20 protein-coding genes are annotated in these 25,243 nt (G+C 56.1%); 18 read left to right on the top strand and 2 right to left on the bottom strand.

The genetic code is table 11. The features are described from left to right. Positions 1–2: 2 nt before the first annotated feature. The 15 genes from IPK32_09955 (at position 3) to IPK32_09885 (ending at position 18,980) form a co-directional block, all read left to right on the top strand. Positions 3–1,187: an alkaline phosphatase family protein gene (locus IPK32_09955; protein ID MBK8092274.1), complete on the top strand. Its 1,185-nt coding sequence runs from the start codon at positions 3–5 to the stop codon at positions 1,185–1,187. Positions 1,188–1,191: 4 nt separating this feature from the next. Next, the gene (locus tag IPK32_09950; GenBank protein ID MBK8092273.1) at positions 1,192–1,911 is read left to right on the top strand and encodes an FkbM family methyltransferase; all 720 of its coding nucleotides are present in this window, start codon (positions 1,192–1,194) and stop codon (positions 1,909–1,911) included. Positions 1,912–2,047: 136 nt separating this feature from the next. Beyond that, positions 2,048–2,533: an oligosaccharide flippase family protein gene (locus tag IPK32_09945; protein MBK8092272.1), complete on the top strand. Its 486-nt coding sequence runs from the start codon at positions 2,048–2,050 to the stop codon at positions 2,531–2,533. Positions 2,534–2,549: 16 nt separating this feature from the next. Beyond that, complete coding sequence (locus tag IPK32_09940) at positions 2,550–3,614, top strand: oligosaccharide flippase family protein (protein ID MBK8092271.1); 1,065 nt, start codon at positions 2,550–2,552, stop codon at positions 3,612–3,614. Positions 3,615–3,794: 180 nt separating this feature from the next. Further along, positions 3,795–4,901 carry a glycosyltransferase family 4 protein gene (locus IPK32_09935; protein ID MBK8092270.1) on the top strand — a complete coding sequence of 369 codons (1,107 nt, stop codon included), beginning with the start codon at positions 3,795–3,797 and terminating at the stop codon, positions 4,899–4,901. Continuing rightward, positions 4,898–5,740, top strand: a complete 843-nt coding sequence (locus IPK32_09930) for a glycosyltransferase (GenBank protein MBK8092269.1) — start codon at positions 4,898–4,900, stop codon at positions 5,738–5,740. Before IPK32_09935 ends, IPK32_09930 begins: the two co-directional genes overlap by 4 nt. A gap of 96 nt (positions 5,741–5,836) precedes the next feature. Continuing rightward, the gene (locus IPK32_09925; GenBank protein ID MBK8092268.1) at positions 5,837–7,051 is read left to right on the top strand and encodes a glycosyltransferase family 4 protein; all 1,215 of its coding nucleotides are present in this window, start codon (positions 5,837–5,839) and stop codon (positions 7,049–7,051) included. Next, positions 7,048–8,121 carry a hypothetical protein gene (locus tag IPK32_09920; GenBank protein ID MBK8092267.1) on the top strand — a complete coding sequence of 358 codons (1,074 nt, stop codon included), beginning with the start codon at positions 7,048–7,050 and terminating at the stop codon, positions 8,119–8,121. The genes IPK32_09925 and IPK32_09920 overlap by 4 nt, the downstream gene beginning before the upstream one ends. 84 nt (positions 8,122–8,205) lie before the next feature. Continuing rightward, entirely contained in the window at positions 8,206–10,209 is a 2,004-nt protein-coding gene (locus tag IPK32_09915; GenBank protein ID MBK8092266.1) for a WecB/TagA/CpsF family glycosyltransferase, read from the top strand. Next, the gene (locus tag IPK32_09910; protein MBK8092265.1) at positions 10,206–11,333 is read left to right on the top strand and encodes a glycosyltransferase family 4 protein; all 1,128 of its coding nucleotides are present in this window, start codon (positions 10,206–10,208) and stop codon (positions 11,331–11,333) included. The genes IPK32_09915 and IPK32_09910 overlap by 4 nt, the downstream gene beginning before the upstream one ends. A gap of 167 nt (positions 11,334–11,500) precedes the next feature. Then, a complete protein-coding gene (locus IPK32_09905) occupies positions 11,501–14,476 on the top strand; it encodes an SLBB domain-containing protein (protein MBK8092264.1) in 2,976 nt (991 codons plus the stop codon). A 152-nt stretch (positions 14,477–14,628) separates the two neighbouring features. Further along, on the top strand, positions 14,629–15,300 hold the full coding sequence (locus tag IPK32_09900) for a response regulator transcription factor (protein ID MBK8092263.1): 672 nt from the start codon (positions 14,629–14,631) through the stop codon (positions 15,298–15,300). 92 nt (positions 15,301–15,392) lie between these two features. Continuing rightward, positions 15,393–16,457: a polysaccharide biosynthesis/export family protein gene (locus IPK32_09895; protein MBK8092262.1), complete on the top strand. Its 1,065-nt coding sequence runs from the start codon at positions 15,393–15,395 to the stop codon at positions 16,455–16,457. A gap of 35 nt (positions 16,458–16,492) precedes the next feature. Then, on the top strand, positions 16,493–17,878 hold the full coding sequence (locus IPK32_09890; protein ID MBK8092261.1) for a glycosyltransferase family 4 protein: 1,386 nt from the start codon (positions 16,493–16,495) through the stop codon (positions 17,876–17,878). Between the two features lie 28 nt (positions 17,879–17,906). Beyond that, a complete protein-coding gene (locus IPK32_09885; protein MBK8092260.1) occupies positions 17,907–18,980 on the top strand; it encodes an acyltransferase in 1,074 nt (357 codons plus the stop codon). Between the two features lie 25 nt (positions 18,981–19,005). Here the strand turns inward: IPK32_09885 and IPK32_09880 are convergent, their stop codons facing one another. Next, complete coding sequence (locus IPK32_09880) at positions 19,006–20,388, bottom strand: hypothetical protein (GenBank protein MBK8092259.1); 1,383 nt, start codon at positions 20,386–20,388, stop codon at positions 19,006–19,008. Positions 20,389–20,479: 91 nt separating this feature from the next. Here IPK32_09880 and IPK32_09875 point away from each other — a divergent pair, with 91 nt between their 5' ends. Genes IPK32_09875 through IPK32_09865 form a run of 3 tightly spaced genes read left to right on the top strand, consistent with a single transcriptional unit; the run spans position 20,480 to position 23,605 of the window. Further along, positions 20,480–21,313, top strand: a complete 834-nt coding sequence (locus tag IPK32_09875) for a hypothetical protein (protein ID MBK8092258.1) — start codon at positions 20,480–20,482, stop codon at positions 21,311–21,313. A gap of 25 nt (positions 21,314–21,338) precedes the next feature. After that, on the top strand, positions 21,339–22,766 hold the full coding sequence (locus IPK32_09870; protein MBK8092257.1) for an archaeosortase/exosortase family protein: 1,428 nt from the start codon (positions 21,339–21,341) through the stop codon (positions 22,764–22,766). A 20-nt stretch (positions 22,767–22,786) separates the two neighbouring features. Continuing rightward, positions 22,787–23,605: a glycosyltransferase family 2 protein gene (locus IPK32_09865; protein ID MBK8092256.1), complete on the top strand. Its 819-nt coding sequence runs from the start codon at positions 22,787–22,789 to the stop codon at positions 23,603–23,605. A 447-nt stretch (positions 23,606–24,052) separates the two neighbouring features. Here the strand turns inward: IPK32_09865 and IPK32_09860 are convergent, their stop codons facing one another. Continuing rightward, positions 24,053–25,099, bottom strand: coding sequence for a hypothetical protein (locus IPK32_09860; protein ID MBK8092255.1), 1,047 nt, complete (start codon positions 25,097–25,099; stop codon positions 24,053–24,055). Between the last annotated feature and the right edge of the window lie 144 nt (positions 25,100–25,243).

Here is a 25,243-nt window from a genome sequence, read left to right as displayed (position 1 = left end):
TCATGAAAGACCACCTCGACCTCTTCATCATGATCGACGCCTGCGGCTGGGAGATCATCAAAACGCGTCCACACTTCCTGCAGCATGCTGCGCCACACCGTCGGAGGCTGGAGAGCGTTTTTGGATATAGCAGCACCTGCGTGCCGAGCATCCTCAGCGGCCGCTGGCCAGATGAGCACCAAAACTGGTGCTACTTCATCCACGATCCAGAAAACACGCCCTTTGCCGCTTTGAGTTGGCTGCGCTGGCTTCCGAAGGCACTCACCAGCCGCCGCATCGTTCGTCGCTACCTAACTAAACTCGTAAAACAGTGCCTCGGCTTCGCAGGCTACTTTGACCTCTACAACATCCCCTTTCAGCGAATCCACCTTTACGACTTCACCGAGAAAAAAAGCCCGCTGAAGCCCATGGGCATGAATCGCGGTCAAAACATCTTCGATCAGCTCGAAGAGCAAAAAGTGCCCTACTTTGTCACCAACCCCGATTTGAGTGAAGAAGCCAATCGTGACCACCTCAACGCTGCAATATCCAACGAGAGCATCTCTTTCGCTTTTCAATATTGGGCAGGATTGGATGGCCTCCTGCACCGTGTGGGTAATCAGTCCCCCGAGATCGACACCAAGCTCGCCGAATACGAGGCATGGATCACTCAAACTCTCAAAATAGCTCACCAGCACTACCATCGCGTCACACTGCACGTTTTCAGCGACCACGGCATGGCCAACTGTGACGTTCATCTCGACCTCACAAAGAAAATCGCCAGCCTCGGCCTCCACATTGGCGTGGATTACAACGTGGTGTATGACAGCACCATGGCCCGCTTCTGGTTCTTCAACGACCATGCGCGGCAACAAATCACCACAGCACTTCAACGTGTGACCGAAGGCCGCATCCTGCCGGAGCGCGAACTCAAAACCATGCGAACTCACTTTGACGACGGACGCTTTGGTGAGCTCATTTTTCTGGTCCAGGAAGGCACTCTGATCGTCCCTAGCCACATGGGCGAGCACCCTATCCGGGCTATGCACGGCTATCACCCGCATGATCCGCACAGCTACGCCACGCTATTCAGCAGCACGCCGGATGTGCCAGACAACATCACCCATATCCCGCACATCCACCGCCTCATGACCAAGGCCATCGCTCCGATTGCAATTCAGTCCAACCATCACGCCCTCGCGGCTTAATCTCATGACACTCACTTACCCCAGCCTCGTCCAAGACCTCATCACCCGCTGGCATTTCAAGGTTACCTTACCTTCCAAACGGTATGCCAAACTTCATGGCGTGAAGCTCGACATCAGCCACCTCTCTCCGCTGATGAAAAACCACATCCTGAAGGACCGCTATGAGTTTCAAGAGCGTAAGCTCGTCCAGCAGTGCCTCACCAAAAATGACGTGGTGCTTGAGCTTGGCGGCGCCATCGGATTCATCGGCCTCTTTTGCCGCAAGGTCATCGGTGTGAAACACCACCTTACCATCGAGCCAAATCCAAACACCCTCGCCATGCTGAGAAGGAACTATGCCCTCAATCGCATAGAACCCAATGTCATCCAAGCCGCCGCATCTTCAGAAGATGGTCTGATCACACTCAACATCGGTGGCGAATTTTGGGAAAACAGCATCTTTGCTGCCAACAATGCTTCTGAACAAATCAGCGTGCCATCTTTGAGCCTTCGCACGATAGTCAAGAAGATGCCAGCACCACCCACCGCACTCATCTGCGACATTGAGGGTGCGGAGACCTTGCTCGATTTCACTCAACTCCCCGACAGCGTGAGCCGCATCATCATTGAAATGCATCCGAGCATCGTCGGTGAAGAGGCCAATGAACGCCTGATCGCTAGAATACGCTCATTGGGCTTCTGCACCCACAGTGTTGAAGAGAATACCTTTTTGTTCCTGCGCTAGTAATTCGATTTTTTCTGTAGTGGTAATGGTAAGGCTGAGGGGCCGGAAGATGCATTTCTTCCGGCCCCTTTTCATTGCACCACCCACCTGCGGGTATTGTCCCGCTGACCGTCAGCTGGCAGGCTTCTGAACACACATGACTTATACCGATGTCCAACGCCGCATCTGGCGGAACACTCTATCCAACTATCTCCGCACCATTGTCGGTATCGTGGTGGGTCTGGTGACTTTCAGATTGCTCTATCAAACCATGCCAAAGGAGGCTTTCGGATTCTGGTCCTTGCTCTGGAGCGTTTTTGGTTACGGCATCCTGCTCGATTTTGGATTCGGTTTCGCGGCGCAGAAGAGAGTGGCAGAGCTTTCAGTATCCAAAGACTGGCCGCAGCTCAGCCGTGTGCTCAGCACCATCCTTTTTTTCTACCTCGCAGTTGCCATCGGGCTAGCGGTAGTCGTCACACTTGGTTCTCATCAGCTCATTCAGCTCTTTGATGTTTCTCCGGCAAACCAGGACGAGTTTCGCTCTGCACTGATCGTTTTCTTCACCGCCCTCGGCCTCGCGTTCCCCCCTTGGCATCTTCCCCGAGATCCTGCGCGGCCAGCAGCGCATCAGCTTAGCCAATAACATCACCACTGCGTCAATGCTAGCTCGGCTAGGTGTGATCGCATGGGCTGTTTACGCAGGTTGGAGCTTTATGAGCATCATGATCACTGCTCTGTTCTTTGCCCTCGTGCCAGATCTGCTCGCGGCTTTCTTTGCTCTCAAGCACATGCCGGAAGTGCGGCTGCGTCCTCAGCTCTTCTCCCGCTCGATCATGCGTGAAACGATGGCTTTCTCCATCTTCGCCTACATCAGCACAGCTACGAACATCATTCTGGGCAAAACCGACCAACTCGTGCTCGGCACCACACTCTCAGTCAGCGCCATCGCTCTTTATCAAGCAGGAGCCAAGGTGGCCGAGGTCTTCGCTCAATTCACCAAGCAACTCCAAGACACACTCTCACCCGCAGCAGCCCATTTACATGCCTGTGGAGATCATGATTCTGTGCGGGATCTGCTCAGGCGTGGCACACGCTGGAGTTCCCTGATTTCGACTCCGCTCTACATCTTCTGTGCCTTTGAGCTGAAGCACCTTCTTCATCTGCTCACGGGTGATCCCCTCATCAATCTTGAAACTCTGCTAGTCGCTCAGGTGCTGCTCTTCTGGTTTTACACCTCCACTCTCACACACAGCGTCAGCAAGCGCATCTATATGATGACGGGACACGAGCGACGCCTCATGTGGCTGGGCATTGGCGAGGCTGTTGCCAATCTCCTACTCAGCATCACGCTTGTACTCAGTTTTCGCAGTGTGGTCAGTGTCGCCATCGGCTCACTCATCCCCACACTATTCTATGGATGGTTCAAGCTCTGGCCATGGATGGCCCGTGACATCGGCATTCATCCACTGCGACTGCTGAAGGAAACCCTTTTCGCTCCGCTGCTTTGCAGCCTACCTGCCGTGGTCATACTTGGCATTGCCCCCTACTTTTTTCCAGCTCAGGGCGATCTACTGCTCTCGACCATTCTTCCAGGAAGTATGGCCGGCATCATTACGATGGGGACGCTGTGGCAGGCAGCCCTGAAGTCGGAGGAGCGAACGGCTATCCGTGGCCGCCTGCCGTTCCTTAAATCAAAAAGCGCAATTGCACTGCAACCCGCCTAATTTTTATGCACATCGCTCACATCCTCCGCAAATACGATCCTGCTCAGTGGGGTGGCACAGAGACGGCCGTGCAGCGCCTCATCCAGGGGCTCGGGAATCACGGTATTTCTTCCGCCGTTCACGCCCCTCATTGCACTAGCACCTGCGAATCCGATCCCATTGACAGTCTAGGGGGCAAAAGTGAGCCGCTATCATGCCTTTGCACCGGTTTGGGGCATTTCGAAGCGGCAGCGAGAGGAACTCACCTCCTGGGGCGGCAATCTGTTCTCCTTTGATCTCTTCGCGCAGCTCCTAAATAGCCCCGCTGATGTCATCCACTCGCATGCACTCAATCGCATTGCTGGCATCGGCCTCCGTGTAGCCCGCTGGAAAAAGATTCCACATGTCGTCACGCTGCATGGTGGTGCGCTCGACATCCCTGCCGAGGTGAATGAAAAACTCACCGCACCGCTCAAAGGTGGCTTTGAATGGGGCAAGGCACTAGGGGCACTCGTGCAGAGTAGGCGGGTTTTAGCGCTGACGGATGCCATTTTCACCTGCAACTCGCGTGAGGCTCATTTGCTCCAAAACAAGTATCCACATCAGCGCATCATCGTGCAGCCGCACAGTGTTCCAGCAGCTCAGTATGCCATTGATCACCGCGCAGCGGCATTGAAATCATATCCACAGATTGCGGGGCGTGATGTCATCGTCAAAGTCGCCCGCCTCGACCCCGCAAAAAACCTCCCCTGGCTAGTTCGTCAGCTCCCGGAGATCAAACGCCGCCACCCAAAGGCCATGCTCGTCCTCATCGGCGCAGGCACCACGCAGCATGTGGTTGATGAATTGCATCGCGAGATTCAATGCCTCGGTTTGCAAAATGACGTGCTGCTCACTGGCGGACTAGCAGCAGGCTCCCCAGAGCTGATTGGCCTTATCCAACAAGCCCGCGTCTTCGTCCTCAGCAGCACCGCAGAGCCCTTTGGCATCGTTATCCTGGAAGCCTGGGCCGCTGGCACACCCGTCATTTCCTCCAGCACCTCTGGACCTCTCAATCTCATCCATCATGGTCACACGGGTCTTCTCTACGAGGTCGAAAAGCCCTCCACCTTTCATCAGGCCATCGACGCTGTTTTTGGTGACGCAAGCCTGCACCGCCATCTCCGTGAGGAGGCACGCGCACACGTCCTCGCTGTGTTCGATGTTTCCAACGTCGCTGCAAAGGTAGCACGGGTTTACAGCTCACTAAAGCAAAGAGGAGTCCAACACTCCCAGATTGTGAACAAGCCTATTCACGCCACCCCATGACCACGCCACTGATCAGCATCGTCATGCGCTCCTTTAACGAAGCATGGGCACTCAAGGAGACTCTGCCAGCTCTCGCGGCACAGGAATATCCGAATGTGGAGCTCATCGTCATCGACAGCGGCAGCACCGATGGCTCGCAGGAGCTCATCAGCGCGGCCAAACCGGCACATTTCGTCCAGATCACACCACAGGAGTACAATCCCAGTCGCGTCATGAACCACGGAATGACGCTGGCCAAATCAGATCGCGTGCTCTTCCTCAATGCGGACGCGACGCCGCAAGGCCAGCAATGGCTGCGTCCGCTCGCTGATGCCTTACTCGATGAAAAAGTCGCCGCATGTTTCGGACGCCAGATTCCGCGCCCCGACTGCGAAGCCGTTTTCGCTTGTGATTACGAGCGCTGTTTTGGTCCGAAACGTGTATCCGCCAAATGGGATCACTTTTTCAGCATGGTCAGCAGTGGTCTGCGCAAAGATGTGTGGGCAAAGCGCGGCTTCCGCGAGGATCTTCAATACGCTGAGGATGATGAATACACTCGCTGGTGTAAAGCACAGGGCTACGAGATTCACTATGTGCCCGAATCCGTCGCGATGCACAGCCACAACTACAGCGCCCAGCAAGCCCGCAGACGTGCCCATGGCGATGCCCGCGCTCAGGCAAAAGCTGGCAGCTTCAAAACCACAAGTTGGCTCAAAACCGTCGCCCTCGGTGTGATCAATGATGTTCGCCACGACCTCCCCTGGCTCGCCGCAAATAAACGCCTCGACGAGCTACCGCACGCTCTACGCATCCGCTGGAATCAGCGCATCGGAAAATATACCGGCTTAGCTGAAGCATAGCTTGGCCAGCCCTGAGAAAAGGGGGCCATGCATCTCCCCACACCTGCGGGGACTGACTTCACCGGCAGAACCGCTTAAACCATCGAAGCGCCTCGCATGAAAATCCTTACGCTCACCAATCTCTACCCACCCTTTTATGTCGGTGGCTACGAACTCCGTTGCTCTGCCATCACCGAGGAGCTCCGTCAGCGTGGACACACTGTAAAAGTGCTCACCAGCAATCACGGTCTCGATGCAAATCCAGCATTCAAAAGCCAAAAGCACGTTGAGCGCACACTTCGTATCCATGGCTACTATGGCCATCCCTGGCTCGGCTTGGATCAGCTTCAACATCTTGAAACACACAACAATCAGACGCTGCGTGATGCCATTGCTGAGTTTCATCCCGATGTCGTCCACGTTTGGTGCATGAATGGACTTTCCAAGTCACTCTGTCTCACGCTACAGCAGATGGAAGTGCCCACGGTCTATGATGTCAGCGATCACTGGATTCTTCGCAGCCTCAAATCGGATGTCTGGCTCGATTGGTGGAATCGCAGCAGCGGATCCCTCGCGTCCAAAGCACAGCGCACCCTTTGGTCATTGCTCGGTCGTCGCGAAAACTTCCAATCCATCGCTCCAACCAATCCCGTCAGTGACATTCGTTTCCCACGACTCTATTTCACCAGCGCCAGACTTCGCCAACTCACCGCTGAGCAAGGCTACGACGTCAATCACGGCAGCGTCATCCATTGCCCAGTCGATACCGATCACTTCAGCGGCACTCCCATCAGCCGCGAGCCACAGAACTGGCTCTGGGTCGGTCGCCTTGCAGAGGACAAAGGCATCCACACCGCTCTGCGTGCATTAACCACGCTCAAAGAGCACTTTTTGGGCAAGCTTCGCATTTATGGTAAAGGGGATACCGACTACGTCACCAAGCTGAAGCAATTCGCTCAGCAAAACAGGCTTCCAGTCTCCTGGCACAGCGGCAACCCCGATCAGATGCCAGATGTGTATCGAGCGCATGATGCGCTGCTCTTCACCTCTGAATGGGAGGAGCCCTTCGCGCTCACTCCGCTTGAAGCAATGAGTTGCGGCCTGCCAGTGATCGGCACCATGACGGGTGGCAGCCGCGAGCTTTTCCGTCACGGTGTAAATGCACTCACTTACGATGCAGGAAACGCCACTCAGCTCGCAGAGCGCATCCTACTCTTGCAGCGCGATCATGAACTGCGTCAAAAGATCACGAACGCCGGTCATCACGAAGTCCGTGAGCGTTTTGCCATGAAACCCATCGTGGACCAAGTGGAGGACTTTCTCAGCGCATGAGCACTCGATTTACTCGCGATGGCAGCCCCGCTTTGGAGCAGCACCTCACCGAGGTCTGCCAACAAGTCCGCGATGGCATCTGTGCCATCATACCCGCTCATCGACTCGAAGGCATCGCTCTCGCGGGCGGTTATGGTCGAGGAGAAGGCGGCGTGCTGCTTAGTGAGCGGGGTGAGCGGGGTGACCAGCCCTACAATGATCTCGAATTCTTCGTCTTTATCCGTGGCAGCACCTTGCTGAATGATCGACGTTACAAAGCCGCCTTACACAAGCTGGGTGATCGTCTCACACCCTCCGCTGGCATTGAGGTCGAATTCAAAATCATCTCCAGTGCCGCACTCCGCCGTGCAAAGCCAAGCATGTTTTACTACGACCTCGTCATGGGTCATCGTTGGCTCATCGGAGATGACCGTTTACTCGAAAAATCCGAGGATCATCGAGACGCCACACGCATTCCATTGCACGAAGTCACTCGGCTGCTTTTTAACCGCTGCTCCGGCCTACTTTTTGCCAAGGCACGCCTCCAACAAATTCGATTCACAGCGGACGATGCCGATTTCGTCGCCAGAAACATCGCCAAAGCACAACTTGCACTGGGTGATGCACTGCTAGCAGCTCAAGGTCGCTATCACTGGAGCTGCATAGAGCGTCATCAACGGCTCGATTGCGATGAAACCTTAAAGAGCCATCACGCCAAAGGCGTCGAGTTCAAACTACGTCCGCAGCGCAGCACATTGACTCGTGATGAGCTTCTCCTACTGCACGAGGAGGTTTCATCGCTCGCTCAGGACCTTTTTCTCAGTCTAGAAAGCCGCCGCCTCAGACATCTTTTTCCAAGCATTGCGACTTACATCTCGGGTAAGATCAACAAATGCCCCGAACAGCCTTGGTGGAAAAACATCCTTCAACATCTGCACACACCTCCCGTCGCTCTTGGCACTCGTAAGCCCATCGAGCGACACCCCCGCGAGTCGCTGCTCCATGCCTTGACCAAAATGCTCTGGATCGACTCCACCATTCACTACGAACGCATTCATGCCTACGAGACCCTCTGGCATCGTTTCAACTGAATCGACGTAGATCGGCGCTCCACTGCCTAAAGGCAGTAAAGGGCCAGCACACCCTCACTTGAGGGCGATGCGCATCTTTTGTCTATGCGCCACACTCTTGGCGCACTCATGAACATCCTCGTCATCTACCCTTATATCCCATACCCGATCGACCGGGGCACTTTCCAGCGCACGTTCCACCTCCTGCGAGAACTCGCACATCAGCACACCGTCGATCTCATCGCCCTCAGTGAGAATGGCGAGCGTCTTGAACAAAGCACCGTCTTTGAGCAATTCTGCCGTGATGTACGCTTCGTTCCCTTTCAGCACCCAGCGTGGCCAAAGCTCATCCCAAACCGCCTTTTCAGCCGCATTCCGTCTTCCATCCATCATTGGAATCTCCCACACATCGCCGACGCCATTCGCGATCAGCTCAAACGCAATTCCTACGACCTCGTTCACGTCTGCGATATTGTTTTGGCTCAATACTTCCTCGACGAGCACCAAGACATCCCTCTCAGCATCGACCGCAGCCGCGTGGATCTTCAATTTCAAACGCAGCAGGCTGCGTTCAATACCCGCACGCTGAAAGACAAGCTTCTCACCTGGGAAAGCCTCACCAAGATGCGTCATTTTGAAAAGCGAGTCGCCCGACGCAGCCAACTTCAGGTCCTTTGCGGCCCGGATGACGAGACTTTTGTCCGCCACCACATCAGTCAAACAGCGCCTCTTAAAGTCGTCCCGAACGGAGTCGATCTCGATTACTTCCGTGCTGATATTGACCCAGAGCCACGCAGCGCACAACCCACCGTGCTGTTTTGCGGTGCTATGGATTACATGCCGAATATTGATGCGATGCGCTGGTTCTTTGGCGAGATTCATGAATCGCTGATGCAGCGTATTCCAAATCTCCAAGTGCTCATCGTCGGTAAATCGCCCAACGCCGAAGTTCAGGCCTATGCGCGGCTTCCTGGAGTCACCGTCACCGGCAGCGTTCCTGACGTGCGGCCCTACTATCGCCGTGCTTGGCTCCAAATGGTGCCGCTCCGCATCGGTGGTGGCACAAGGCTCAAAATAGTCGAAAGCCTCGCCATCGGCACACCAGTGATTTCCACCACCATCGGAGCCCAAGGACTCGGTTTGACGCATGGCGCGAATATTTTGCTCGCCGACACACCTTCTGCCTTTGCCGACCAAATCGTGAGCGCTTTGCAAAACCCTCCGCTACGCAACCACCTTCGGAATAAAGGCATCTGCGTCGCCAAAAAGCGCTTTGGCTGGCGCAGCATCGGCGCAGAGCTGATTGCTGCCTATCGTCACTTCGAACCAAAACAGCGCAAACAAGTGCGACTGATGGATGTGCCTTTCGATGTCGTAACCATGAGCCAAACAATCGACCGAGTCGAAGACATGATCGCCAGCAAGCAGCCGCACTACCTCGCTACGGCGAATGTCGATTTCTTGGTTCAATGCCGCAAAGACGCCGAACTGCGGCGCATTCTCCAAGATGCTCATCTGGTTGTTTGTGATGGCACTCCACTCGTTTGGCTCTCCAAGCTCCTACGCCGTTCTTTGCCAGAGCGTGTCGCAGGCTCTGATCTCGTGCCAAAATTGCTCTCTCGCGCTGAGACCGAGGGCTGGCGCATTTTCTTCCTCGGCGGTGATCCTAGCGTGCTTTCACAGGCCATTGCCAACGTCGAAGCCCAGCATCCAGGCATTCAGATCGTCGGTTCATTTTCACCGCCCTTTGCCCCGATTGAGGGCATGGATCACGAAACGATCTGCCAGCAGGTGCGTGAGGCGAAACCTGACTTGTTACTCGTTTCCTTTGGGTGTCCAAAGCAGGAAAAGTGGATCGCTCGGCATTACCAGGCGCTCGGCGTGCCAGTGAGTATCGGCGTCGGTGCGACAATCGACTTCCTAGCCGGCAGCATGAAGCGAGCACCTCGTTGGATGCAGTTCATAGGCATGGAGTGGCTCTTCCGCCTTGCCCAGGAGCCACGTCGCTTGCTGAAGCGTTATGCCACAGATCTCGTCGTCTTCGGAATGGGCTCCATCCGTGAAATAACCCGTTCCTTGATCACTACCAAAGCACCGCAACGCGCATGAAGATCGCCCTTTCCACCAGTGTCATGCAGCGTGGTAAAAGCGGTGTTGGCCAGTATATCCTGGCTCTCACGCGGGCACTGCTGGATTATGCAGATGCGGTGAATTTCAGTCTCCTCGTTCTGGAAGATGACATTCCGCTCTTTGATTTCGCAAAGCACAAAATGCGCATTGTTCCTGTCGCCGAAAAGTGGCGTCCCGCCGTGAAAAACATCCTCTGGCATCACACCGTGCTTCCGCGCTGGATTGCTGATCATCAAATGGCTGTTTTGCATGTGCCTAGCTACCGCCGCATGTTGCGCCGGGCTCCCTGCAAGCTCGTTTCCACCATCCACGACCTTGCCCCTTTCCATGTGAGGGGGAAATACGATCTCGCACGGATGCTTTACGGTCGTGTAGTCGTGAAAAGCCTCGCGAAGAGGCAAGATCAAATCATCGCTGTGAGCCAGAACACCGCCCGTGATGTGCAGCGATTCTTTGGTGTCCCATTGGGCCAGCAAAAGGTCATTCTCAACGGCATCGACCACACGCGATTCCATCCTGGCAATCGGGAGAGTGCCCAGATCTCAGTCCAGAATCGCTGGGGGCTCTCCAAGCCGTTTTTCCTTTATGTCTCACGCCTAGAGCATCCAGCCAAAAACCACATTCGTCTCATCGAGGCTTTTAACGCCTTCAAAAAGCGTAGTGGTAGCGACTGGCAGCTCGTTCTGGCTGGCAGCGACTGGCATGGTGCTGAGCATATTCATGCGGCTGCAAAATCCTCCCCCTATGCCACGGATATTCGCACGTTAGGTTTCGTGGAAGATGGTGCCTTGCCAGAACTTTACCGCGCCGCCTCGTGCATGACCTATCCTTCCCTTTTTGAAGGCTTCGGCCTACCTCCAGTCGAGGCGATGGCTTGTGGCACACCGGTCATCAGTTCCATCTCCGGCTCCTTGAATGAAGTCGTTGGCAATGCCGCTCAAATCGTGAATCCCACGGACGTATCAGAAATCGCCGAAGCCTTGCAGCTCATCGCCACCCATCCTGAGCGCCGCACGGAACTCGTCCGCGCCGGATTGGAGAACGCTCGACGCTTCGATTGGTCAGAGAACGCTGCGCAAGTGATGGCAGCCTATTGCTCGTAACTTGGTTTTTACAGATGCGAACGAGTTCTATTCGTTGTCGTCTTTTCCAGCGGACCACTGGATCCTGGAGACGCCCTCCTCAGCTCCATTCATCGAGTTGTGACCAGATACAGCCACCCACCTGGGGGGATTGTAGCGGCTACGCTTCAAGCGAATGATTCGTCGTCATGTCCGACCTCGTTCTTCCATCTTCCCTTCCTGTCGCCGTTCCGTCGCGCAAGCTGCGCAGCTCGGAAATCGTCGATTTCGAGGCAGAATCAAAAGAGCATCCTTCGGCCTTCAATTTGCCCTTTTATCCACTACGCCTCATTGACGTCCTAGTTCGTCGCTGGTGGCTGATGCTCCTCGTCGGTGGTTTTTTGGGCGCTGCGCTGTTCATGATTGGAAAGGCGCGTTTCGAGACACTGCACTCTGCCGAGGCACAAATCATCAAGCAGGAGTCTCCCTCCTCTTTCCGCCAATCTGATTCCGGTGAAATCTTCAAACCGCGGGACTTCACCATCCCCACTTTCGTGACCCTCATGCACTCCAATGCCATCATGGAAGCCGCTAGTAAGCGTCTCGAAGGCCTGGTGCCAGAAAGTGCCATCCGCGCAGGCCTCGTCGTCACACCGATGCGTAACACCGACATTGTTTCCATCAGCATGACCCATGATCAAAGCCCAGGCGTCGCTCTGCAAATGCTTCAGGCCTATACCTCAGAGGTTTTGTCGCTTTCCCGCGAACTCCAGCGCGGTTCAGCGTCAGAAATGCGTGAGTTTTTGCAGCAGCAGATCGAGCGCACGGATCGCGACCTCTTGAAGTCCAACGAAGAACTTCTCGAATACGGTCGCCGTGAACAGCTCATCGACGCTGACAAGCAACTCGACGCCTGGCTCGGCGAGCTCGGCAATTTTACCCTCAAGTATGAAACGCTGAAGCTAGACCACGAGACGCTCGACCTACGCATCCAAGGCGTGGAGAAAGAGCTCGCCAAAGTGGACACCAATGCCGCCCGACTCGATGCTGCACGCCGAGAAGTAGCCGAACTCGCCGTACGCTACACCGATGAGCATCCCACGATGATCGAAGCCCGTGAAAAACTCGCGATCATGGAGCAGCAAGTCGCCACCGCTGGCCCACGAGCCGATGCTCCACCAAAGCCAGGTGAGAGCAATGTTGCAGAGAGCCTCTATCTCGACCTGGTACGACTGCGCTCAGAGAAGAAAGTGATCACGGAACAACTCTCCAAGCTCAATGCGGTGCGCGATGGCTTGAATGAGCGACTCGCACAGCTTCCACGGAAAGCCATGGAATACGCCCGCATCAAATCCAAACACCAAACGCTGGAGTCTTCACGTGCCTTACTCGCCAGTCGTCAGCGCGAGGCCATTCTTTTTGAAGAGAATGCACAGGGCTTTTTCAAGCTCTTTGCCATGGATCGTCCACAGGACATTATCAGTGTGCCCCCGACCAAAAAACTCGCCCTGGTGACTCTCGGAGGGTTTGCCGCAGGAGCGGGCTTTGTAGCCTTCTCCTTGATCGTGCTCAACCTGCTCGATGGCCGCATCCGCAGTGGCGGTGATCTAAAGCGTGCCACGGGTGTACCAGTTATCGGCCTTATGCCAGCGGATCAGCGCCAGTTGCACGAGAGCGAGGCTGCGTGGGCTTTTCGCACCTGGACGCGCCTCCAGCCGATGCTCGTCATTCCCACACGCGGCGAGGCCACTGTATGCGGCATCATTCATGATCGTGACGCAAACACTGCCGCCCAGATGACACTGCGCCTAGCCTCAGCCGCAGTGCGTCGTGGCCTGTGCAGCATCGCCATCGTGCCTTCTGCTGAAAGTGCCACAATCAGTCTAAATGATGCATTAAGTGATCCAGAACTCGTCACCAACGTTCTGCGCGAGCATCGTAGTGAAGTGTTTACGATCAGCACTGGTGAGTCCTGGACATGCACACCTGAGCAATGCCGGCAGCTATGTGCAGCGCTCTCCAAATGGCGCTGCGCTCCTGATATTGTCATTCTCATGACCTTGCCTTCTATCGAGCAGCCCGATGCACTGCTACTGGCTGAAAAGCTGCCCAACCTCGTCTGGATCGGCTCCAGCGGCAGCAATCGCGTACAAAGCGTGAAAGACAGCCTGCGCATGTATCGAGACACGGGTTGCCGCCTCGTCGCCGCCGTTCTTGACCGCGCCCCGGTGCTCAAACCCATGGCCTTGGCCAGATTCGCCGCTCTGCTGTTGCTCTCTGCCAGCGCCGTGAACGCGGAATCACTCCCCCTCGGCCCCGGTGATGCCGTGAACATCAACATGCCCGGAATGGAAGGACACCAACGCGAAGCTGTGACCATCGGGCCAGACGGCCGGCTCACTTATCTGCAAGCCCGTGACATCGTGGCTGCTGGACTCAGTGTGGACGAGCTCCGTGCTAAACTGACCACCGAGCTCCGCCGCTACTACAAGAGTGCAAAGGTCGTCGTCACGCCTTTCACCTTTCAAAGCCGCAAAGTATATGTGCTCGGCAAAGTCGTGAAAAAAGGTGCGATCAATCTGGACCGTCCCATGTCGCTGCTCGAAGTCGTAGCGGAGGCGGGCGGACTCGAAACGGGCCTTTTCCAGCAAAACACCGTTGAGTTGGCCGATCTCGGCCGCAGCTTTGTCATGCGTGGGCAACAGCGACTCCCCTTGGACATGGAGGCCCTCTTCCTCAAAGGCGACATGTCCCAAAATGCCGCCATTCAGCCGGGCGACTACGTTTATTTCCCCTCTGCCAATTCCAACGAAATCTACGTCCTCGGTGATGTGAGAATGCAGGGCACACAGGGCTTGCTGGCGCATACCAGCGTCCACAGCGCCATCGCCCAAGCGGGCGGCTTCACACAAAAAGCCTACACGCAGCGCGTTCTCGTCATTCGCGGCTCTTTGGAGAAACCGGAGCGCTTTGTCGTCGATATGAACGATGTTTTGACCGCTCGAAGCACAGGCTTCCGACTGGAGCCGAAAGACATCGTCTATGTGGCAGACCGCCCCTGGGCACGTGCAGAGGAGTTGGTAAACATCGCCATCAACGCCTTTCTCCAAGGTGCCGTCTCCAGTTGGACCCGTGCCAATGTCGGCCCCTTCATCAAAAGTCCGCTACTGCCGCAAATCAACTGACCCGGCTTTTCGAGGCCTTGAGTGCCCATGGCCAGTTCCCGTAAATGGCCCCGTGCGTGAATGTACGACCAGGGGAGCCACCTCACGCCTGGGGAGGGTGGCTACTAAAAAAGCTCTTGTCCAAACGACCACCCATGCCGTTAGTTTCCGGCATGTCCGAGCCCGCCAGCGCCCCCCCCGCCCTCAAGACCCTACGAATTGCCGTCGTGGAAGACGACGCGACGCTTCGGCTCTTCATGAAAAAGCTCATCGAAAAGCCTGCGAATGGGTTTGAGTTCGTCGGAGCCTGGGAAACGGCCGAAGAAGCGGTAAAACCCATCATCGAAAGCAAGCCCCACGTCGTCGTCGTCGATCTCGAGCTCCCAAAGGTATCGGGAATGGAGCTCATTCGCCAGCTTTCGCCGCGCCTTGCAAACACCGCCTTTGTCGTCCTCACGATCCACGATGATCCCGAGAAGGTCTTTGCCGCCCTCCGAGCGGGTGCCAACGGCTACCTGCTCAAAACGGCTAAACCGAACGAAATCGCCGCAGGCATCCGCCAAGCCAGTGAAGGTGGCTCCCCCCTCAGTCCAGACATTGCACGACTACTCATCAAATCCTTCCAGGAGCCTGCTGCGCCCCAAAAGAAAGAGATTCCCGGTCTCACACCACGCGAAAGCCAGATCCTAGAGCGCCTGGCACAGGGCATGGTGCCAAAGGAGGTGGGCTATGATCTCGGTATCAGCTACGAGACTGTGCGTGACTACCTCAAGGCGGTCTATTCCAAGCTCCATGTGCGCTCCCGCACTGAAGCTGTGATCAAGTATCTCGAGCATCAAGGCTGAACGATTCGCGACTTTGGATAGCCAAGCTCCATCCTCAACCACCCACCTGTGGGGATTGTTGATCCACCCCATGACGCCGAACCTCCCGCGTCATGAAACGACTGCTTCCACTCCTCTTCCTCACCGCCTGCACGGCCATCCAAAAAGGCCCGAGCTTTGATGCACGCGGCGATTCTCCAGCGACCGTTGCTTCGCCCGATTTCGAATCCGCCGTCGCCAAGGAACCTATCAATCCACAGTGGCTGCAAAAGCCCACCCATGCCTACACGCTGGGCCCAGGTGACAAGTTGGAGATGGAAATCATGGGCGAAACAGGCACCCGCACGGAGACCTTCGTCACACCGGACGCAAAGGTCTATTTCGACCTCTTGCCCGGCATCGACGTGGCTGGAAAAACCACGCAGCAGCTTCAAACCGAAATGGAAGCCGCGCTGACGAAGTATTACAAGCAACCCCAGGTCGCCGTGACGCTGCGAGAGGCCATGAGCCAGCGAGTCTGGGTGCTCGGCCGACTCAATGCCCCTGGCATCTATCCCATCAAGCAGCCCATGCGTGTGCTAGATGCCGTCTCGCAGGCGGGTGGGCTATTCACCTCTCGTTTCACCGGCACGACCGAGGAACTAGCGGATCTGAAGCACAGTTTCATGATTCGTGGTGGACGCACGCTGCCCGTCGATTTCGAAAAGCTCATCCGCGAGGGCGATATGTCGCAGAACATCTATCTGGAGCCGAACGATTACCTTTATCTACCATCCTCACTCACCAATGAAGTGTATGTGCTCGGCGCCGTGACCGAACCGCGACCCGTCGGCTTTATGAACGATATGAACCTCTTGGCGGCCATCGGACGCGGCCTAGGTCTCACACCCGGCGCTGATCTCACGCATGTCTCCATCATCCGTGGTTCGCTCACCGATCCGAAAATCGCCACGGTGAATGCCCTCAACATCATGAATGGCAAAACCACCAATGTGCGTCTGGAGCCTGGAGACATCGTTTATGTGCCCGGTCCAGGCTCCGTCTCTCCCAGTATCCTAGCTCGTGATGCGGTGAATACGTTTACTCGTCTCGTCGCTGCCAATGAAGGCTCCAACGCGGGGGCTCCTGGCGGCGCAGGCATTGGTGTGAACATCAACATCGGAGGCTCGAACCCATGAACGCCAGCGCTCTCTCGCCCGTAGCTCGGCATTTCATGCCAGAGAACGAAATCACTCAGCTACCCAAGAGAGTCGAACGTGCAGGAGCGCATCAAAGCCAAGCCACAAGGCCTACCCGCGTCCTCATCATCGCGGAGGCCGCTAATCCATCCCTCACCAGCGCGGCGCTCGTCGGCTGGTCATGCACGCGAGCCATCGCCGCAGAAGTGGATGCTCACATCGTCACCGAATGGCGAAACCGTGATGATTTTCTCCGCGCTGGACTGATCGAGGGCAAAGACTTCACCGCCATCAACAATCGCCGCCTCCAGCACCTCTCTTGGAGCCTCACGAACAAACTCAGCAGCAAAGGGAGCTTCAGTTGGAGCCTCTATGCCATGCTCTCGAACCTCGTGTATCCCTTCTTTGAGCGAAAACTGTGGAAGGCCTTCGGCCCACGCCTCAAAGCGGGCGAATTCGACATCGTCCATCGCGTGCTGCCGCTCTCGCCTACGACGCCGAGCTGGATCGCACCAAAGCTGAAGAAAATCGGCATCCCATTCGTGCTCGGCCCGCTAAACGGCGGCGTGCCTTGGCCAAAGGGCTTCAAAGAGCTTCGCCACAATGAGCGTGATGCCGCAGGCATGCTGCGCAGCCTCTATAAGTTCACTCCTGGCCTCAAATCTTCACGCGAGTGTGCTAGCGCCATTTTGACGGCGTCGCGCACCACTTTCAAAGAGATGCCGAAATCGACTCAGAACCGCTGCGTCTTCATTCCAGAGAATGCGATCGACTTGGCGAAATTTCCACTCACACCGCGCACAGAACCACATTCGGCACCTGATGAGCCACTGCGCCTCTCTTTCGTCGGAAGGCTGGTAGCGCTGAAAGGTGTCGATATGCTGCTGGAGGCCGCAGCTCCGCTCCTGCGCACAGGCGGTGCCACGCTCGACATCATCGGTGATGGACCCGAGCGGGCTCGATTGCAGAGCATGATCGAAAAGGACGGCCTCATGGGCGCTGTGCGCATGGACGGCTGGATCGATCATGCCAAGCTCGGTGAACGACTGCGCCAAAGTGATCTCTTCGTCTTCCCTAGCATCCGCGAGTTCGGCGGCGGGGCGGTTTTGGAGGCCATGGCACTCGGCATCCCGCCCGTAGTGCTGAATCATGGCGGCCCACCCGAGCTCGTGCCTCCCGGAACTGGCTTTGTGCTACCCATGAGCACGCGTGAGGACATCGTGAGCCGACTTCGCGAGCTATTGATCACCGTTTCTTCAGATCGGGAAACCCTCGCCGAGGCTGGTAAACGAGCGCAGCAGCATGTGAGCGAGTTTTACACCTGGGAGGCTAAGGCGAAGCAAATCACCCAAGTCTATGACTGGCTTCTCGGTCGCCGTGAAGCCAAACCCGACTGGGGCAGCCCGATGGGGCAGCAGTAGCTCATCTCTGAAGAGCCTCGTTTCTTCCATGACGAAACCCTTCCACATCCCTTCACTCGACGGTCTGCGAGCGGTCGCGATATTCATCGTCTTTCTCAGTCATGCCGGGCTTTCGCACATCGTGCCGGGACTGTTTGGAGTGACCATTTTCTTCTTCCTTAGCGGGTATCTCATCACCACACTCATGCGGATGGAGTGTGAACGCACTGGGACGGTTCATCTGCGTGATTTCTACATGCGCCGAGCCCTGCGCATTTCCCCTCCCTTTTATCTCGTGCTCGCCGTCATCGCCCTTCTGAGTGCGAATGCATGGACCCATGGGGGATTCTCGTGGGCAGCCATGGCAGCGCAGGCAGGCTTTGTTTCCAACTACTGGGAGATTCAGGGCGGCCTACAGCCCGCAGGCACGGAGGTGATGTGGTCGTTGGCCGTCGAAGAGCATTTCTATCTACTATTCCCGCTCGTTTATCTGGGACTGCGCCGTGTACTACCAGATCGCAAACATCAGTTCGTGGCACTTTTGTTCCTCTGTGGCCTGGTGCTCGCGTGGCGAATGCTGCTGGTGCATGGCTGGCATGTCATAGATGCGCACAGTGGCAGCTCTCACCACCCCCGCACCTGCCACGGCACCGATACCCGCCTCGATGGTCTGCTTTTTGGCTGTGCTCTGGCCGTATTCGGAAATCCAGCGCTTGATGCAGATAGCAGCCATCGTCGGCTCATTTTGTGGCTTCTCTTACCGCTGAGTGTGATGACCTTGCTCCTGAGCTTCGTCCTGCGTGACGTCGTATTCCGTGAACCCTGGCGCTACACGATTCAAGGCCTAGCGTTGATGCCGATTTTCATCGCGGTGATTCGTTATGCCGACTGGTTACCGTTTCGTTTCCTCAATTGGTCCTGGGTGCGCCAACTGGGCGTGCTCTCCTATGCGTTTTATCTGGTTCACTCGATAGTCATCGCACTCGTTCATGCGCATCTGTCCACTTCAAAGCTGTGGCAGGGCATTGTGGCATTTTTCCTCTCAATAGCACTCGCGTGGCTGATGCACACCTTCATCGAAAAGCCCTGCGCCAAGCTGAAAAAGCGCTTTGCCGCAAAATAGCAGCTTTCGGCACGAGATCGCCTCACTACGCCTCCTTCGCCCGGCGATTCAGCTCCATACCCGAAAGCATTCCGGCCAGCAGAAGCCAGTGCGAGAGGTTCTTTGTCTGCGTCAAGATGCGCTCCACCAAACCATGCGGATAACAGATCGCCAGGGAGACGAAGATGCCGAAAGCGATGTAACCCATCAGGCTTTTCCCACCAGAACGAATAGCGCGAATGCCATACCAAAGGGTGGTGGCTTCAAACAGAATAAAAAAGCACCAGCCGATCCATCCGTTCTCAGAAAGAATGAGCCAGTAGAGGCTCTCCGTCAGAGGATTCCTCCAGTAGTTTTGGTCAATGATGGTGAAACCGCGTTCACGATCCCACTCCTCCAGCACCTCGCTGTATTTAAAGCCGAATGGTCGGCTATTTGCGATGCCGAAATTATTCCAACCAATACCCATTAGCGGGTAGTCATTGAGAATTGCTTTCGATTGACGATTCAGCACGGGGCGCAAGTCTTCGGTATATTGCTCTTTGCTCAAAGTGACCTCGTGAAGTCGTGAGTTTAGCGAGTCCATCGCGAAAATCATCACCATCACTGCACCGATCGCTCCCAAGATCGAGATTAGCATCGTTCTACGGCCAGGTCCGCGAATCCATGCCATACAGAGCACCAAACCTGCACCGATGGTGTATGCGGCCAAAGCAGCTCGTGAAACAGAAAGCAGCACACAAATGCCAGCACCACCAAAAGCAGCCAAACAGAGCCACAGTAGCCACTTTTGGGTGCCCCGATGCATCGCGACAGCAAATACCACACAGGCACTCATGTAGGCCCACATGGCCATGGGATTCTGATGCTCAAACCAACCCTGAACCTGGAAGGAGCCATCAATGTAGCGCATTTTAAGGCATATCCCGGCTTGCAGGATTAAGCTGACGGCGAGTCCTACGATAGCTGCACGGAGATCTTTTTCATCGCGCAGAAATAGCGCCGCAGCAGCAAAGATGAGGGAGCTCTTTACGACACGCGTAAATGCCATCAGCACATACGTCGGCTCCCATGCGTTCAAGATGGAGAGCACGCCCGCAAAAGCCCAGCCAAGGTAGATGAGTGCTCCGGGAGGCAGTTTGGCACGGCGCGACATCAGCGGATCACGCGGCCCCATTAGCACCGCGATGACTAGAGCGAGGGAAAAGACCTCCATGAGTGATACTTCAAATCCTTTCACATGGCCGCGATAGGAGCTGATGCTTCCTAGCATGAAAGTGAAACGCCCCGGTGGAAGGGATGGCATAAACATCAGCACTCCAAATAAAGCCCGCTGCCAAGAACGACGCGTGGCCAGCAGAATGCCTAGCAGCGGCGCGAGGCCGCCGTACAGCAGGAATGCGATGAGGAGTTTGATCAGGTCGTTCACGGCCATCATCATGCCATGGCTAAGCTGGAGACACATTCCCCTCATCTGCGGGGATGGTTCTCCTAAATCACATGGAGCACCATCAGGACCCATGAAAAAAATCATCTGCTCCATCATCACTCTTGCCGCCCTGACACAGGCATCACGGGCTGGCATGATCATCAGCTATGCTGAAGACCCGAATACCTATGTATCCACACTCTCTGGAACCCAAGTCTTCGATTTTAACTCGATCACTACAGGCAAAAGCACCAATGTGAATTGGAGTGGCGTGGGCACCTTTGATCAGCTCTATGTCAAGAATGCTGATGCTTACGGTGGTGCCGCAGATGCACTGAATCCGAACGGCACACGCTATTCTGTGCAAGGCGCTGGTTCTGGAGTTCTATCCAGCACCCTAAACCTCAGTAACCAGTCAGCCTACTTTGGTCTATGGTGGTCTGCGGGTGATGCCAAGAACGTGCTGGAGTTTTACAATGGCAGCACGCTGGTTGGCCGCTTTGTCACGTCCACCCTTATGGACCCGCTACCCTCTACCTACGACGGAAATCCGCGCAATCGAACCATCAACAGCCATGAGCCCTACGGGTTCATCAACTTCTTTGCCGATGAAAACACCACCTGGGATCGCATCGTCTTTACCAACAATGGCACCTCTGGATTTGAATCGGATAACTACACCACGCGTGTCGCCGCATGGAACCCTTTGACGGATGGTGCCCTGCCAGGAGTGCCTGTGGCGGTCGTCTCTGGCACCACAACGACCAGTGTGACCTCCTCTTCACTCGAAGGATCCCGCTGGAGTCTCAACGAATCCTCCGTGGGCGCTATCCCTGGTGCGCCTGCACCGCCATGGATACTGCTCGCAGCCTTCGCCGTAGTCGTCACTGCGCGTCGCTCCAAACTAACGCCGAGGATGGCCTGAGTCATGTGCATCAAGCCCGCTCACCATGCCTACGCCGCCACTGCTATCTCAGACGCTGCGCACCGCCATTGCGGCGGCGATTATCGCTGTGGCGGTGCATTTTACGCAGTCCCAGGATCTGCTGGTGGACTTTACCAGGCCAGTGGTGATGACTTCGCTGCGCTGGCTCGGAGTGGATGCCGTAGATCGTGGCGAAGTGATGGCTGTGGGCCGTCTGCATGTGCCTTGGACGCGTGATTGCGCAGGGATCAATTTGCTCCTGATCCTGCTGGCTCTCGCCGTCTGGGTGAACAGACATGAGAGGCACGCAGGGCGCTTCTGGCTGCGTGTGATGAGTATGATACCGGCGGCGCTCGCGGCGAATGTGCTGCGCGTTCTCACCCTCATCGCTTATCGGACGCTGGCCTATCCTGGCGTAGAGAGCCCGCAGACGCATTACTTCATCGGTTTTCTTTGGCTAGTGCCCTTTGTGACCTTCATCACACCGAGGGATCACCGCCCGAAATCCACTGGCATCATGGAAACCCTGCACGCAGCCGCCGTAGTATCTCTACTCGCGCCGATGTCTGGCACGCCGAATGCCACACTCATCACGCTGGCTGCGGTGCTTTGCCTATCACTCTGTCGAGTGCGCAGATGCTCCCGAGTGATGCTGTATCTCTGGTTGGTCAGCGGCATGGCAATCGCCGTGGTCAGCATGGAGTCCTTTTGGCTCCCATGGCTACTGCTCTGCCCGATGATTGTCGATCTGCGCCAGATTCGCTTATTTCATGGCATTTGCGTGCTTTGCACGCATTCGCTCATCGCTATGCAACCATGGGCATGGTGGCTCGCTGGAGGCGGCCTTATCGCAGCTCGGCTCTCCAATGGGGATATGGGCACTTCCAGGCTCGCCAAGAAGCCACTGCGCGATGAAATGGATCCCAAAGCACACGCTTTGACGCTGGATGGGCAGGCTACGTTCTTCGCGGCACTCGTTCTGCCCTTCCTCGCCTCCACCTTGCTTTCATTGGGGCAGCAGGCCTGGGCACCGCCGCCTACCGTCGAATCGAAGCCGATTAACCAAAGCGGCTACGAAGTCCGTCTGCGTGACCAGCCTGCGCACATCGGGCTGGCATGTTATGCAGCCAGCAGCCGAGATCGTCATCACACGGTGAAGGTTTGCCTCAAGTATCGCGGCATCGAAGTCGCCAGCGTCGATGAGAGTCCTCTTGTTTTCACCGAAGGTCGCCACTGGTTCCGTGAGTTCTTCCTACAGGACGGCCAGCTTCTCCCCGATTACGCGGCCTATGTGAAAAGCACCTTCCGTCCGTGGTCTGATCCAGGCGTGCATCTCATCTATGTCTCGCTGTGCGAAAAACAATCCCCCGCCGAGTTCAGCGCGGCCTGTGAAACTCTCGCGGCCCAATTTCACCAACTATGCCAGCCACAAAAGACTCTCGCTCAAAAGTAGCGCGGCCTTCCAAAGCCAACATGGAAAGCCTCCAAGCTATCGGCAGCTCCCAGGGCTCGTCTTTGGCGGCGCATGCGACAGTTGGCGTCCTCATCCGCTTTTCCAATTCCGCCGCAACACTCCCAGATGTCCTTGCAGCACTCCAGCGCCAGACTCTTCGCCCCGATGTCATCCTGGGGGTCGATTCCGGCAGTCTCGATGGCTCGGGAGCCCTGATCGAAGCCGCTGGCGGAAAAGTCATCCGATGGCCACACCGCTACGAGCACTCCAAAGTACTCAATTTTGGCCTCGCGGCACTCCAGACGGACCTCGTGCTCGTGCTCAGCTCCCACACCGTTTTCGATGATCCTGAGACGCTCGAACGCATGGCTCTGGCCATGCAAGATCCCCTCAGCGCCTGTGTCAGTCTCAAATGGGACGCAGATCCCTATTACAGCGACACCATCAACTGGCGCGAGCTCAGCACCAAGGGCCTCAAATTCGGCTCCATCTACAGCAACAGCATGGGCATGATCCGCCGCAGCCTGTGGGAGCGGCAGCCATTCGATGAGTCGCTCGATTCCTCTGAAGACTACTCTTGGGCCATCCAGCAGCTCAAAACCGGCCACATCTGTCGTCGTCTCGCCCTACCCTTTCGCTACCGCCGCAGTGGCCACACGCGTGATTTTGAGTTTGCTCAGATCGTCTTCCGCCTCGCTCGCGATCATCATCTGAAAGTCACCTGGCTCGGCCTCCGCGCCACCTTTACAGCCTGGCTCAAAGCCCACTTTACGCGAGAATCAGACACCGCACTCCACCTCGCACGCTTACTCGCCTTTTGCCGCGTGCATCTAGCTTAGCTGAAGAACGTATCACCCTACTTTGCCATTTTGCTTTTTCACCCTCAAGTCCCTTAAACTCCGCAACCTGGTTCAAAACCCAGCCGGAAACGCTGGGGCAATATCTTCGGTCCCAGAGGTTTGCATTGAAATTGCGCCAAGCTCAGGCCGCTAAGAACTTGAACACATTGCGCGAGCACTATGGGCGCTGGTAGCGTGACGAGGTGGCTCCAAGGGCCTCTTTTGGCCGCGCCTCATTGGCTTTCTAGGTCAGTATTCCGAGTCCGTTAGGCCCCTGCTGACTCAGTCATGATGACACGCCGGATGATGGGGCACAGCCAGTTCACGTTTGGCTACAAGATTCATGTCATCGCTAAACATGTTTGTGAATGGGAGCACGGAGTGTACCAACCACCCTCGGCAATGCTCGCAAAATAAGGGCTGCTCGCAACAAACCCTCTCGCTTGTTTAACGATAGTTCGAAGAACGCCAGCCCTTCATCCGCAGGACGATGGCACGCAGAGCTTCGTGAGCGGGTTTAAACTGCTCGTTCATCAGCCACGCTGAGACGACCTCCATTGAAACTCGATCCCTCACGTTGAGATCTGCCCCCTGAATGGTCATCGGTTGCGTGAGCAGGTTCTGCGAGACAGCGACGTTTGCGTTTGGGAAGACACTGGCAAAACCGCGCAACTCCTCGGCGGTGCGTTTAGGGTCCAGCAGGTAGGTTTCCACGGCTTGTCGTTGGGCGTTGTCTCGCACATCGGCTCTCGCAATCATGTTGGAGAGCATTAGACCGCTTTGCGGATGATTCGAAGCGATCGCTGCCAGCTCCGGAAGCACCTTGGCAGGTTCTGCCATGATGAGGCGGTCCAGCGTGAGGAAGCTGGCATGTCTCACCGCCTTTTCGTCACGCGCATCGCAGTTCGTGAGCAACTCGGGGAAGAGGGCGGTGTTTCGCGTGTGAACGATGACATCGAAGGCCTCCAGGTAACCGGCGCTGGGTTTTTTCTGCCATTCTTTGCGCCGTAGAAGCTCGGCTGATTTTGTTTTGAGCAGCGCATTGTCTTTTCCCGCACGGGCGACGTTCCTCAGACACACGGCCCATTCATCGGGCGATGCACTGGTGCTCAACAAATCACGCGAAAGGGCTGCTGCCGCTTCTGGATCGGTCAAAAAGAGCAGATCGAGCAGGAAAACGCGCCAAGAAGGCCAGCCCGCGATATTTTGAGCCGAATCGAGCGTCAGATCGAGCTGCGTGGCAAAATCCTCGCCTGAGGCCAGTTGGGCCAAAAGCCACTCTCGGGACTCTTTTGTATCCATCTGCCGCAAAGCGGCCTTCAGCTCCAAAAAAGAGTTTTTTGAATCGAGTGCCGATGTGGCCGCGCGGAGCCGTTTGGTGCCGTTTTGCACACGTTGTGCCAAAGAGAGCTGCGACGGCTCTTCAGGCGGACTTGTGGGCCACAACACCCAAACCAGCGGAAGTATCAGCAGGATGAATCCGTATTTTCTCATGAGCGTTTGGTCTTGGGGCGAGCGGCACTGCGCTTCACGTTCTTGCGTGCTACTCGTAGCATTTGGATGATGGAACGATCATCCAATCCATCTACGATAGACACAGTTGGGGCAGATTTGAGTTTCATAGGAAAGCGGTTTGGT

The organism is Verrucomicrobiaceae bacterium, from assembly GCA_016713035.1.
Taxonomy (GTDB): domain Bacteria; phylum Verrucomicrobiota; class Verrucomicrobiia; order Verrucomicrobiales; family Verrucomicrobiaceae; genus Prosthecobacter.
The sequence above is the reverse complement of the archived record's forward strand: the minus strand, read 5'-3'. Positions and strand labels throughout refer to the sequence as shown.

Coding starts and splice junctions, on each gene's coding strand:
- IPK32_09910 (MBK8092265.1), top strand. CDS start 10,206: ATGAAGATCGCCCTTTCCACCAGTGTCATGCAGCGTGGTAAAAGCGGT.
- IPK32_09905 (MBK8092264.1), top strand. CDS start 11,501: ATGTCCGACCTCGTTCTTCCATCTTCCCTTCCTGTCGCCGTTCCGTCG.
- IPK32_09860 (MBK8092255.1), bottom strand. CDS start 25,099: ATGAGAAAATACGGATTCATCCTGCTGATACTTCCGCTGGTTTGGGTG.
- IPK32_09930 (MBK8092269.1), top strand. CDS start 4,898: ATGACCACGCCACTGATCAGCATCGTCATGCGCTCCTTTAACGAAGCA.
- IPK32_09955 (MBK8092274.1), top strand. CDS start 3: ATGAAAGACCACCTCGACCTCTTCATCATGATCGACGCCTGCGGCTGG.
- IPK32_09920 (MBK8092267.1), top strand. CDS start 7,048: ATGAGCACTCGATTTACTCGCGATGGCAGCCCCGCTTTGGAGCAGCAC.
- IPK32_09875 (MBK8092258.1), top strand. CDS start 20,480: ATGAAAAAAATCATCTGCTCCATCATCACTCTTGCCGCCCTGACACAG.
- IPK32_09950 (MBK8092273.1), top strand. CDS start 1,192: ATGACACTCACTTACCCCAGCCTCGTCCAAGACCTCATCACCCGCTGG.
- IPK32_09925 (MBK8092268.1), top strand. CDS start 5,837: ATGAAAATCCTTACGCTCACCAATCTCTACCCACCCTTTTATGTCGGT.
- IPK32_09885 (MBK8092260.1), top strand. CDS start 17,907: ATGACGAAACCCTTCCACATCCCTTCACTCGACGGTCTGCGAGCGGTC.
- IPK32_09870 (MBK8092257.1), top strand. CDS start 21,339: ATGCCTACGCCGCCACTGCTATCTCAGACGCTGCGCACCGCCATTGCG.
- IPK32_09900 (MBK8092263.1), top strand. CDS start 14,629: ATGTCCGAGCCCGCCAGCGCCCCCCCCGCCCTCAAGACCCTACGAATT.
- IPK32_09890 (MBK8092261.1), top strand. CDS start 16,493: ATGCCAGAGAACGAAATCACTCAGCTACCCAAGAGAGTCGAACGTGCA.
- IPK32_09945 (MBK8092272.1), top strand. CDS start 2,048: ATGACTTATACCGATGTCCAACGCCGCATCTGGCGGAACACTCTATCC.
- IPK32_09940 (MBK8092271.1), top strand. CDS start 2,550: ATGCTAGCTCGGCTAGGTGTGATCGCATGGGCTGTTTACGCAGGTTGG.
- IPK32_09915 (MBK8092266.1), top strand. CDS start 8,206: ATGCGCCACACTCTTGGCGCACTCATGAACATCCTCGTCATCTACCCT.
- IPK32_09865 (MBK8092256.1), top strand. CDS start 22,787: ATGGAAAGCCTCCAAGCTATCGGCAGCTCCCAGGGCTCGTCTTTGGCG.
- IPK32_09895 (MBK8092262.1), top strand. CDS start 15,393: ATGAAACGACTGCTTCCACTCCTCTTCCTCACCGCCTGCACGGCCATC.